Source organism: Tenacibaculum finnmarkense genomovar ulcerans (assembly GCF_900239495.1).
Taxonomy (GTDB): domain Bacteria; phylum Bacteroidota; class Bacteroidia; order Flavobacteriales; family Flavobacteriaceae; genus Polaribacter; species Polaribacter ulcerans.
The window spans coordinates 120823-133897 of the sequence record NZ_OENE01000048.1 but is presented as its reverse complement, the minus strand read 5'-3'; the positions used below and the strand labels follow the sequence as shown (position 1 = coordinate 133897).

At 31.7% G+C, this 13075-nt stretch carries 9 protein-coding genes; 4 read left to right on the top strand and 5 right to left on the bottom strand.

All coding sequences use genetic code 11. From position 1 onward, the window contains the following. Position 1 precedes the first annotated feature (1 nt). From DPIF8902391_RS11010 to DPIF8902391_RS10995, 4 genes are all read right to left on the bottom strand, one after another. Positions 2–3706, bottom strand: a complete 3705-nt coding sequence (locus tag DPIF8902391_RS11010) for an efflux RND transporter permease subunit (protein WP_172505848.1) — start codon at positions 3704–3706, stop codon at positions 2–4. 108 nt (positions 3707–3814) lie between these two features. Then, positions 3815–4228: an HYC_CC_PP family protein gene (locus DPIF8902391_RS11005; RefSeq protein ID WP_235586511.1), complete on the bottom strand. Its 414-nt coding sequence runs from the start codon at positions 4226–4228 to the stop codon at positions 3815–3817. Positions 4229–4605: 377 nt separating this feature from the next. After that, complete coding sequence (gene coaD, locus DPIF8902391_RS11000) at positions 4606–5058, bottom strand: pantetheine-phosphate adenylyltransferase (RefSeq protein ID WP_058885191.1); 453 nt, start codon at positions 5056–5058, stop codon at positions 4606–4608. Between the two features lie 8 nt (positions 5059–5066). Next, complete coding sequence (locus DPIF8902391_RS10995; protein WP_058885190.1) at positions 5067–6053, bottom strand: D-alanine--D-alanine ligase; 987 nt, start codon at positions 6051–6053, stop codon at positions 5067–5069. A gap of 188 nt (positions 6054–6241) precedes the next feature. On the opposite strand from DPIF8902391_RS10995, the gene DPIF8902391_RS10990 reads away from it, so the two are divergent. Further along, positions 6242–6823, top strand: coding sequence for a PASTA domain-containing protein (locus DPIF8902391_RS10990; RefSeq protein WP_058885189.1), 582 nt, complete (start codon positions 6242–6244; stop codon positions 6821–6823). Between the two features lie 16 nt (positions 6824–6839). Continuing rightward, positions 6840–7886: an RluA family pseudouridine synthase gene (locus DPIF8902391_RS10985; RefSeq protein WP_172505847.1), complete on the top strand. Its 1047-nt coding sequence runs from the start codon at positions 6840–6842 to the stop codon at positions 7884–7886. 187 nt (positions 7887–8073) lie between these two features. Here DPIF8902391_RS10985 and cmk read toward each other — a convergent pair whose 3' ends face one another. Beyond that, complete coding sequence (gene cmk / locus DPIF8902391_RS10980) at positions 8074–8766, bottom strand: (d)CMP kinase (RefSeq protein ID WP_172505846.1); 693 nt, start codon at positions 8764–8766, stop codon at positions 8074–8076. A gap of 225 nt (positions 8767–8991) precedes the next feature. Here cmk and DPIF8902391_RS10975 point away from each other — a divergent pair, with 225 nt between their 5' ends. Next, positions 8992–11175 (top strand): T9SS type B sorting domain-containing protein, encoded by a 2184-nt coding sequence (locus DPIF8902391_RS10975; RefSeq protein WP_172505845.1) that lies wholly within the window; start codon positions 8992–8994, stop codon positions 11173–11175. Between the two features lie 10 nt (positions 11176–11185). Beyond that, entirely contained in the window at positions 11186–13042 is a 1857-nt protein-coding gene (locus DPIF8902391_RS10970; RefSeq protein WP_172505844.1) for a PorP/SprF family type IX secretion system membrane protein, read from the top strand. Positions 13043–13075 lie beyond the last annotated feature (33 nt).

Here is a 13075-nt window from a genome sequence, read left to right as displayed (position 1 = left end):
ATTATTTCTTTTTAAGTTTTAATTCTTGTTTCCAACTAAATAAAACAGGTACTACAAACAAGGTGATTAAAGCAACTAACATTCCACCAAAACTAGGTATTGCCATCGGAATCATAATATCACTTCCTCTTCCAGTAGCTGTTAATACTGGTAATAATGCTAAAATAGTTGTAGCGGTTGTCATTAAACACGGGCGGATACGTTTTTCACCAGCCTCTATAATCGAAGCTCTAATTTCTTTTTTACTGATTGGTTTATTTTTATCAAATATTTGTGTTAAATAGGTTGCCATAACAACGCCATCATCCGTAGCAATACCGAATAAAGCGATAAAACCAACCCACACAGCAACACTCAAATTGATAGGATGCATCTGAAATAATGCTCGTAGATTTTCTCCAAAGAAATTAATATTCAAAAACCAACCTTGTCCATATAACCAAATCATAATAAAACCTCCAGCAAATGCGACAACAATTCCTGAAAAAACCATTAACGATGTTGCTACTGATCGAAATTGAAAATATAGAATCAAAAAGATAATACCTAATGCCAAAGGAACTACTACAGATAATGTTTTTTCGGCTCTTATTTGATTTTCATAAGTACCCGTAAATTGATAATTAATCCCTTTAGGAACGATTAATTCACCTGAATCTATTTTTGATTGAATTAAAGCTTGTGCATTTTCAACAACACTAACTTCAGCATATTTATTTAGTTTATCAAAAAGTACATAACCGATTAAAAAAGTATCTTCACTTTTAATAACCTGTGCACCTTGTTCGTATTTAATAGTTGCTAATTCGCTCAAAGGAATTGCGCTACCTTTTGTAACAGGAATATAAATGTTTTTTAAATCGGTAGGAGTGGACCTTAATTCTCTAGGATAGCGAACACGCACGCCATATCGCTCACGACCTTCTACTGTTTGTGTTATTTCCATACCACCAACGGCAACTTTTAGTACATCTTGAACATCTTGAATTGTTATTCCGTAACGTGCAATTTTTTCTCTATTAATATCGATAAGTAAATAAGGTTTTCCAACAATTCTATCAGCAAATACAGCTTCGGTTTTAACACCTTCTACTTGTTTTAAAATCGATTCTAATTGCATACCAAAATCTTCAATTTGTTTTAAATTTTGTCCTTTTACTTTTATTCCCATTGGTGCACGCATTCCTGTTTGTAGCATTACCAAACGGGTTTCAATAGGTTGTAATTTAGGAGCTGAAGTAACGCTAGGTAATTTTGTTACTCGTACAATTTCATCCCAAATATCATTTGCTGATTTTATTTTTGGTCGCCAATTTCTGTAAAAATCACCATTATCATCTTCAATAAGATTTTTGACTGTAATTTCAGGCATTGAAACATTATTTTCTGTATTATTTGGATTTTCAATAGTTGCTCCTGATTTTAAAACAAATAATCCATTATTAGTTGTTTTATAACGTTGTCGTTTTCCATTTTTATTCAGCATGTATTCTGGTTTATACTGAATTAAATTTTCATACATCGAAAGCGGAGCAGGGTCTAAAGATGAGCTTACACGACCTGCTTTACCAACAACTGTTTTAACTTCAGGAATACTGGCTACAGCCATATCTAATAATTGTAAAGTGCGTTTGTTTTCTTCAACACCTGCATGTGGCATTGATGTTGGCATCAGTAAAAAAGAACCTTCATTTAAGGAAGGCATAAATTCTTTTCCAGTATTTTTTAGGATAAAAAAACCACAAATTACAATAGTCGTAGGGATAGAAAGAAACAGTATTTTATTGTTTAAAGCCCAATTTAAAATACGAGTATAATATGTTCTGAATAAGGTGAAAACGCCTAAAAGTCCAAAACAAATGATAGCTACAAAAATTAAATTCCAAAAGATATTTTTATCAACACCTAATGGTCGCCAATATTCTGCTAAAAGAAACACAATTGCCAGCGCAGAAATACCGATATTAATATAATTTACTTGTTTCTCATTAATTTTTTGTTTCGATTTTAAAATAGCAGATATTCCAAAGGCAATCAAAATAATAGCAATCCAATATCCATAAATTACGGCTGCTATTCCAATCAAAATTAAAAAGCTACTGATAAAAATTCCTGATACTTTTTTGATGCTTCTTTTTTTGAATAAAAATGCCGCAAAAGGTGGAATTAAAAATAAGGCAACAATAATAGAAGCTGTTAAAGCAAAAGTTTTAGTAAATGCTAAAGGTCTGAATAGTTTTCCTTCAGCTCCAATCATGGTAAATACAGGAATAAAACTTATAATTGTTGTTAAAACTGCTGTTATAATAGCTCCTGAAACTTCGGTTGTAGCGGTATAAACTACTTCATTTATAGGGGATTTATCATTGTTTTCGTCTAAATGTCGAATGATGTTTTCTGAAAGAATTACGCCAACATCTACCATTGTTCCGATGGCAATTGCAATTCCTGAAAGTGCCACAATATTGGCATCAACATTAAAAATTTTCATGGCGATAAAAACCATTAAAACAGCAACAGGAAGCAAACTTGAAATAAGAATAGAAGCTCGAAGATTAAATGTCATAATAATGATGACCAAAATAGTAATTAATATTTCGAGTGTAAGAGCTTCATTTAGTGTGCCTAATGTTTCTGTAATAAGTTCTGATCTATCATAAAAAGGAACAATAGTAAGTTGAGAAGTTGTTCCATCTTTTAAAACCTTTGAAGGCAATCCTGCACTTAATTCTTTTATTTTTGATTTTACATTATTGATAACTTCCAGTGGATTTGCTCCATATCTTGCAACGACTACGCCACCAACAACTTCAGCACCTTCTTTATCTAAAATACCACGTCTTGCTTTTGGTGCAAGTGTTACTTTGGCAATATCTTTTATTTTGATAGCCGTAAAATCTTCCGAAGTAACGACTGCATTTTCGATATCTGAAATAGATTTTATATACCCTAAGCCACGTACTAAATATTCAACTTTGTTAATTTCTAGAGTTTGCGCACCAATATCTTTATTACTTTGTTTTACGGCTTTAACTACTTCATTTAACCCAATTTTATATTGACGCATTAATTCAGGGTTTACATCTATTTGATATTCCTGAACATATCCACCAATTGAAGCGACTTCTGAAACTCCGCTAGCGGATGAAAGCGCATATTTTACATAGTAATCTTGTACGCTTCTTATTTCGTGTAAATCCCAACCACCAGTTACATCACCTTGTTTGTTTCTTCCTTCAATAGTGTACCAGAATATTTGCCCGAGTCCTGTTGCGTCAGGACCTAAAGATGGATTTACCTCATTAGGAAGTAAATTATTGGGCAACGAATTTAACTTTTCGAGTATTCGACTTCTGCTCCAGTAAAAATCTACATCTTCTTCAAAAATGATATAAATACTAGAAAAACCAAACATAGAAGAACTACGAATTGTTTTTACTCCAGAAATACCAAGTAATGATGTTGTTAAAGGATACGTAATTTGGTCTTCAATATCTTGAGGTGAACGACCATCCCATTTTGTAAATACAATTTGTTGATTTTCGCCAATATCAGGAATTGCATCTACGGCAACAGGGTTGCTTGGTAAAAAGCCAGTATTCCAATTAAAAGGGGCGTGTACAATTCCCCAGCCGATAAAAATTAAGAGTATTAAAACGGCTACGAGTTTATTTTCTATTAAAAATTTGATGCTTTTATTTAGCATTGCTTTATTTTTTTAAACAGTTAGACATTGGTATTACGAGAATACCGAATACAAGAAAATATCCTAATGGAAAAAATCCATAGGACAATACAGTCTATTGTTTAAAAATTAAATTAAATAAGTTTCGTCAATTTTGTAGAGTTGCTTTATGACGAGTAGCGGTTTGTATGCCGTGTAAAAAGGTATGTTATTGTTTACAGTTTTAAAAAGAAGACTATAACTGTAAACAAATGATGATATAAATACTTGTTGTTCAAAAGAAATAGAATCAACTGTAATTTGTAATTCATCTTGTGCATCAACTGCAATTTGGGTATCATTACAACAATTTTTCTTTGTTATACTACATCCTTTAGTTGCTGATTTTTGCATTTTCATTCCACATGATTTTACTTTGTGAAATACTGCTGTATCGATTAAAGTATCGCCACAAAAGTGCATATCAATAGTAAACGACATAGTAGCGAACAACACTACTAAAGCCATTAATACAGACATTATTTTATGAGATATTTTTTTCATACAGATTACAAAGTTACTGAAATTTAAATAAAATTCATATTAAAAAAATCATAAAAGAATTATTTTTAGTGTTTTATAGCCTGTTTAAATTTCATTTAAAAAAGTTTTTTAGTATAAAACGAGAAATTTAATTTGTCAATTCGAGTGATTTTAATTACTAAGTAAAAGGAATTAAAATTGTATCGAGAATTTTATTTTGATTGATTTAGATACTAAAAAGTTCTCGATACAATTTTTTTGAAGGAAAAAAATCACTCGAACTGACAGTTTATTTAATTTTTAAACAGGATTTTAATAGATATCATTTAAATTTTAGAAATTAGAAAGATAAATAATAACTAAAATTCAAATGATATCTATTGATGATTTATTAGGTGTTAAACTCTCACTGCATCAGGGACTAAACCTGTATAATCGCCATCATTTCTAATTACATCACGTACAATTGATGACGAAATATAACTTTTTCCTGATGATGTTAATAAAAATACCGTTTCTATTTCTGAAAGTTTTCTGTTGGTGTGTGCAATAGCTTTTTCAAATTCAAAATCGGCAGGATTTCGCAAACCTCTTAAAATAAATGCTGCATTTTCTTCTTGACAAAATTTTACGGTTAATCCGCTATAAATAACAACCTTAATTTTAGGCTGATTTTTAAAAGTTTCTTCAATAAAACGTTTGCGTTCTTCTAATGAAAACATGTATTTTTTATCAGCATTTACGCCAATTGCAATAACAACTTGGTCAAATAAAGTAACGCCACGCTCAATAATATCTAGGTGTCCTAGCGTAATAGGATCAAAAGATCCTGGGAAAATAGCTTTTTTCATGTTTTTAATTATTTAAGATCGTTTTTTAAAGCCATTTCAATAGCGTTGCCAAATAAATCGGTTAAATTAATACCCGCACAATTTGCTTGTTGTGGTAAAATACTTGCTTGGGTTAAACCAGGAACGGTGTTTATTTCTAAGAAATGAGGTTCATCATTTATAAAAATATATTCAGAACGGGTAAAACCTTTCATTTTTAAAATATCATAGACTCGTTTTGATATTTCTGAAACACGGTTTTCTTGCTTTTTTGAAATTCTAGCAGGGGTAATTTCTGTTGATTTACCTTCGTATTTTGCTTGATAATCAAAAAAATCGTTTTCTGATACAATTTCTGTAATCGGTAAAACGGTGGTTGCTCCTTTATATTGAAAAACACCTACAGAAACTTCTGTACCGTCTAAAAAACTTTCAATTAATATTTCGGTATCTTCTTTATAAGCTACTTTTAAGGCAGGAAGAAAGGCTTCTTTGCTGTGTACTTTTGAAATACCAAAGCTAGAACCCGCATTATTGGGCTTTACAAAACATGGCAGGCCAACTTTTTCAATGATTTTATCAACATCAATAAGATCACCTTGGTTTAAATACACCGAAATTGCCGTTGATATTCCGTAGTTTTTTAAAACACTTAAGGTATCTCGTTTGTTAAAAGTTAATGCCATTTGATAAAAAGGAGCTGAGGTATGCTTGATTCCGATTAAATCAAAATAGGCTAAAATAGCTCCGTTTTCGCCAGGTGCGCCATGAATGGCATTAAAAACAACATCAAAAGTAATTTTTTTACCATGTACATCCGCAGAAAAATCATGCTTATTGATGCTATATTCTTGATCGTTATCATCAACTAAAACCCATTTATCTTTTAAAATATGAATTTTATATGCCGTATATTTTTCTTTGTCAAGATGCGTGTAAACTACTGTTCCGCTTTTTAAGGATATTGCTGCTTCCGAAGAATATCCTCCCATAATAATCGCTATATTTTTTTTCACGTTACTATTTTTAAATTATTTTTTTGTAAAAATTAAGGGTGTAAAACAGGCAAACTTACTAAAAAAACTCGTTAAAGACTTAATGAGCTAAAAATACTAATATTTTTACTGTAAATTTGCAACCGTATTAAAAATAATATTCAAAAAAACATATCGCTAAAAAAGATTCAAAAAAACAGCTAAAAAATATGAGTAATTTTTCAGAAAAACTTAAAAATTTATTTCAATTTATAAAAAGTAAAACATTTTTTATACAAATAGGAATTGCCGTAGTTTCGTTATTTATAACTGTTTTTGTATTAAAATGGTGGTTAGGGTTTACAACGAATCACGATCAAAAAATACAAGTACCTAATTTACATAAAATGTCGTTAGCACAGGTTGAAAAGAAATTAAAGGAACTTAATTTAGACTTTATTATTATTGACAGTGCTACTTATAATCCGGAGTATCCAAAAAAATCAGTGATAGAACAAAACCCAGCGGTAAACGATTTTGTAAAAGAAAAACGTAAAATTTATTTAACATTAAATCCGTCTAAATATAGAGATATTGAAGTGCCAAATTTAAACGGTCGAACAAAAAGGCAGGCAACAACACATTTACGATCGCAAGGTTTTATTGTTGGTAACGAAATTACATGGGTAGAAGATATTGGTAAAGATGTTGTAAGAGGCTTAAAATACAACGGGAAAGAAATTACAGTAGGAACAAAATTGCCTAAAAAAACAACGATCAACCTAATTTTAGGGGATGGTAATGGTAACTAATTTATATAATTGATTAATGCAGGAAGACACGAATTTAGAAATAGAAAATAGCGAATTGCACGAACATCACAGGTTTGTGGCAACAGAAGGTCAAGAACCATTAAGAGTTGATAGGTTTTTAATGAATTTCATTGAAAACTCAACTAGAAGTAAAATTCAGCAAGCAGCGAAAGCAGGGAATGTGTTGGTAAATGAGGTGGCTGTAAAACCAAATCATAAAGTAAAACCAAAAGATGTTGTTCGTGTTGTTTTAGCATATCCGCCAGCGGAAAATTTATTAGTAGCCGAAGATTTACCGCTTGATATCGTTTATGAAGATGATGACGTAATTGTGGTAAATAAAGCTCCAGGAATGGTGGTGCATCCAGGGCATGGAAATTATTCAGGAACTTTAGTAAACGGGTTAATTCATCATGTTGAAAACTTGCCTACCAACTCAAACGAGCGTCCTGGTTTAGTACATCGTATTGATAAAGATACTAGTGGTTTATTAGTGGTTGCAAAAAATGAATTTGCAATGACTCATTTATCAAAGCAGTTTTTTGATAGAACCACCGAACGTTTATATTACGCTATTGTTTGGGGTGATGTAAAAGAAGATACTGGAACTATCGAAGGAAATATCGGGCGTAGTTTTAAAAATCGTTTGCAAATGGATGTTTTTCCTGAAGGCGATCAAGGAAAGCATGCCGTAACACACTATAAAGTTTTAGAGCGTTTGACCTATGTTACATTAGTACAATGTAAATTAGAAACAGGAAGAACGCACCAAATTAGAGCACACTTTAAGCATATTGGTCATACCTTATTTAACGATGAGCGTTATGGTGGTGACGATATTTTAAAAGGAACAACTTTTACAAAGTATAAGCAATTTGTGAAAAACTGTTTTAAAACCTTGCCAAGACAAGCTTTACATGCTAAAACATTAGGATTTACACATCCTGTAAGTGGTGAGTTTATGCAATTTAATACAGAAATACCTGCTGATATTGAAGCCTGTTTAGTAAAATGGCGTACCTATTCTGAAAATTCTAAGTTACAAGAATTAGACGAAGAATAATTTTTTTCAGAAATATTTATATAAAAAAACCAGCTTTTTGGCTGGTTTTTTGCGTTTAATATTGTTTTAAATAGTAAAATATTTAGAAGCAATTTCCCGCTTTCCGCACTCGCTTTTTTTTGAAGAAAAATCAAAAAAAGAGCTCAAACAAAGCTTCAATCGGGGCTAGGCATTTGTGCTAGTTTTTTTATGAAGACAATCTCATTTTTACTAAGCTCATAATTCTATCAAATTGGTCTTCTAATCCCATATTAGAATTGTCAAATTCTATGGCATCATCGGTTAAAATTAAGGGCGAATCTTTTCGGGTAGAATCAATACGATCACGTTCTTGAACATTGTGTAAAATTTCTGGATAATTTACATTGTCGCCACGGTCTAATAATTCTTTATAACGACGTGTTGCTCGTTTATCGGCAGAGGCGGTCATAAATAATTTTAATTCGGCATCAGGAAAAACAACCGAACCAATATCTCTACCATCCATTACAATACCTTTATTTTTACCCATTTCTTGTTGTTCGCTAACTAATTTTCTACGAATCTCTGAAATGGTTGCAATTTTACTAACAAGTCTTGATACTTCAATGCTTCTAATTTGAGTTTCAATATTATTATTATTTAAGTACATTTCAGCAAACCCTGCTTTTTCATTAAAAATAAATTTAAGTGAAATATTCTGTAAATCAGCAATTAAATCAGCAGAATTAAAATGCGTGTCTGAAATATAATTATGTTGCATTGCGTACAAGGTAACCGCTCTGTACATAGCGCCTGTATCAACATAAATATAGCCTAATTTTGTTGCTAATTGTTTGGCAATCGTACTTTTTCCTGTCGATGAAAAGCCGTCAATGGCTATGGTAATTTTTTGTGTCATAAAATAATAAAAAATAGAGGTACGAATATACAATAGATTTTACGATTCTCTTTGGGGTTTCTAGTTAATAATTCTTTAAAAAAGCTTGTAACAAGTCTATTTTTATGGTTTTTATAGTTTTTTTGTTTATTTTTACATATATTAGATATAGATTTTGTATTTACTGTTTTTTTTCTGTAAAAAAGTTTACATTTGTTCTTTCTCCCCTCTAAGTAATATTTTAAAATGAAAATAATTAAAAGCACCTACATACTTTTAGGGATATTTCTCTTTTTTATGAGTACTTCCATTGTATCTCAAACATTGTTGAAGCCTGAATTAAAATTTACATCAGCGTGTGATGATACTACAAGCACCGATTACACGGTTACGTTTAAGTATAAAACATCTACATTCGCTACCGACAATACATTTACTATTGAATTGTCTGACGCAAATGGTACTTGGGATAGCCCTATAAACTTAGCGACAGTTGCTACTGAAAACGATACCTTTACTTTTTCAAGAACTTTTCAATTACCAGAAAACACTTTTGGTAAAAATTATAAAATAAGATTAGTTGCAACTTCGCCTGCAATGACAAGCCCCGATTCTGAATCTTTTGAGGCGTATAAAAAATTGAATGGAACCTTAATTTTAAATGATTTTGAAGATGTAGTGCTTTGTGATGGTGCTACCACTGAATTAACATTAAACACCGATCAACAAGGCGCATACACTTGGTATAGAGATGGCAGTATAATTACAACAACAACGGATCCTTTTTTAGAAGTTTCAGCTTCGGGTAAGTATCAGGTTAAAATAGATTATGGTGCTTGTGGTTTTAAAGATTCAACCTTAATAGACGTGGTTACTTTTAGTGAAACAGATGCACAAATTAATAGCCCTGATGTTGTTGAAATTTGTGGTGATGAAGCACATACTTTTCAAGCGAATGTTACGGACACTTCTTATATTTATACTTGGTTTTTAGACAATCAAGAGGTGCAGTCTTCAAATAGTTCAACATATACAACGCCCACTGTAGGGCAGTTAGGGGTTTATTCTTTAGAAATTGATACAGGTGTTTGTGTAACTACCTCAAATAATGTAAGCTTAAATCAAAAAAATGCGCCTAGTTTTACCATTACAGAAAATACCCCTTTAGCATCGGTATTATTACCAGGAGAAGCTAAAGATATATCGATTACAGTAAATAACGCCGCTAATTTTGAGGTTGAATGGTATAAAGATGATAAAAGATTATTTGGTGTAGATGGAACGTCTTTAAATGTGAATCAGCCAGGTACTTATATTGCAAATGTTGTAGAAACAGCTACAGGATTATGTTCTTCAGGCTTGTCATCACAGCCAATACGCTTGTTGAGTGTAAAAAGATTTGAACCTGTTATGATTACAGATGACAATTATGAAAGTTGTAACGCCACAGGTGTTGATTTAAAACTACAACAAGTAAATGTTATTGCTCAAGATGATAACGAGTATGTTTTAACAGCGGAACAATTAGAACTATTAAATTATCAATGGATTTTAGACGGTGTAAATATTGTTAATGCTACAGATAACAAATTAACACGTAGTTCATATACGCAAAACGGAATTTATACGTTAGGGATTAGCGCAGGACATTTAAATAATGTATCTTCTAGCGAATTAGATATTAAACTAATCGCTAAGCCAGCAGTAGTAACATCAGAACCGTCTTCAAACTCATTATGCCCAGGAGGTATTATTACCTACACAATAAAAGATGTAGTTGATGGTTATACGTATCAATGGTTTAAAAATGATGATCAAACAGCTTTAGGAACTGATGTAGCCGAGTTTGTAGTAAATGAAATAGGTACTTATACCTTAAAAATGACAGGCTTTGGTTGTGAAAAAATAATAGAAACACTAGAAGTTGTTTTGTTTGATGCAGCAGCGATTGTTGTAACACCATCAGAAAAGGTAGTGCTTAAAGAGGGAGAAAGTACTGCAATAACAGCAGCAGGTGCAGAGTCGTATGTGTGGTATGAAGGTGAAAATACCGATGGGATGCTTTTATCAACAAGTGAAACCTTAGAGGTAACATCTTTAGGTTTTTATACTGTAGTAGCCACTGCAGGAGCCTGTGGAATAGAAAAAACAATTGAAGTGATAGCGCAAGATGATCAGGTAATTGTACCAAATATTGTAACCCCTAATGCCGATGGTGTTAATGATACTTGGAGTATTTCAAATAAATATGCCTTTCAACCAACGGTAAGTGTACAATTATATAATGCCAACGGAAAAGAAATATTTAAAACAAATGATTATCAAAATGATTGGCCTTTTGAAAGCTTAGGCAATCAGCGAGTTTTTTATTATAAAATAATAAAAGAAAATATATTGATTAAAGCAGGAACAATATCTGTGTTAGATTAAATGTTTAAAGATGATTAAAAGAATTACATTATATATTATAACGCTATTTTTTACCGTTCTTTCATTAGAGGCACAGGTATCTAGTAGCGGGCAGCAGTACAATAGTTTTACTTCACGTAATTTTATGAAGTTTAATCGTTTTTTAACGATACCAACTTTTTCATCATTGCGAGAGAGTAAAACAACAATAACGGCTATTGCTCGTAACAGTAATATTGATTTTGAAGACAACCCAAGGTTGCATGTAGTTTCTTATGCAGGAAAAATGCGTGAAAACATAGGTGCAGGCTTTGCTATTTATCAGCAAGAAGTTGCAGGAATGAAAGATTTTGGCGCTATCGCGAATTACGCTCAGCGATTGCAGTTAAGCCAAAGCCTAGATTTAACTTTTGGTTTTAATTTTTTATATAGTAGAAGCAGTTTAGATTGGGCTAGGGTATTGGTAAAAAATAAAGAGGACTCTTTTTTAAGTAATTTTCAAGATATTCCTATTGTAATGCTACAGCCTGCGGTAACCTTATCGTTTGGTAAGTTTGATGTAGGAGTGTTTTTTGAAAATTTAGTTGATTTTAATTTGAAAAATAACGAATTAGCAACTACTTTTGGCGAAAAAACAATATCAGCTCACGCAATGTATTCTCACGAGTTTACTTATGCTTCAGGTATTTTTGAAGGTACAGATTTGAGAACATTAATAATTGCTAGAAAAGAAGGTACAGAAGGCTTTAGTGGTGCAGGTACTGTAATATTAGATTTGCCTAAAGCAGGTTGGATAAAAGCAGGTTACGATAAAACGTATGGTATGTCTGCTGGTTTAGGTGTTAATATTTCTGATAAACTAGCTATAGGATTTAGTTATGAAAAAAATAAATTTTCGGCAACGAATGAAGTTGGTTTGGTTTATACTTTAGGGCAAAAAAGATATACTCGAGAAATATCGAAGAGAAGAACGGGTAAAGTAAATATTACCTTGCCAAAAAGAAAACCTAAGAAAAAACCTGTATATAAAGACGAAGAACATCATGATTTATCTGATGAACTTCAGCAAGCACAAGACTCTATTAATAATTTAAATAAAAAAGTAGATGAGGTGCTTCGAATTTTAAAAAATCAACCAGCACTAATAAAAGAGGTAATAAAAGAACCAAAAACATTTATTCCTAAGGAGATTAAAGGCGATGAAAAAGACACTTCTTTAAAAAGAAGATCAAAAGCACCTTGGCGTGAAAGCACTATTACGAAATCTGACGGTGGCGGAGGCGGAACTATGTATTATGTAGTTTCAGATAGGTACAGAAATAAAGAAAATGTAGAGGTTCTAATAGAAAAATGGAACAGATTAGATATAGAAGCTAAATATATTTACGACCCTACCGATAAATGGTATTACGTATATATTGACAGATACGCAAAGGAGTCGGATGCTGAAGATAAAGTGTACGATTTTAACGATAAAACCCGTTTGTTTGAAAATAACGACAAAAATGATCAATCATCAATAAAGATGAAAAAAGGAGGTAAAGATCCTGTTTATGTAGTTAAATTAACTATTGGTGAAAAAGGTGATTCATATAAAGAGCCTAAAAAACAACCGCCAGCAAGGGTAAGAACTATGTCAAACTCACAAGGAATTGAGCCAGGGTATTATTTACAAGTTTATGTAAATTCAAAAAAACCATTAGCAGATAGAAATGTAGACGAGCTAAGAAATGACGATATTGAAGCAGGATATTTTATAAATCCAACCACGGGTTATATGCATGTGTATATAGCAAAAACAGATAATAGAGAAGAAATTATCCGTTTATATAATAGCAATTTAGATGGCGCGTTTTACGATCGTAAAACGATAGTACATATAAAATAATTAATTTTTTAAGGATTTCCCCCGATAAATTTT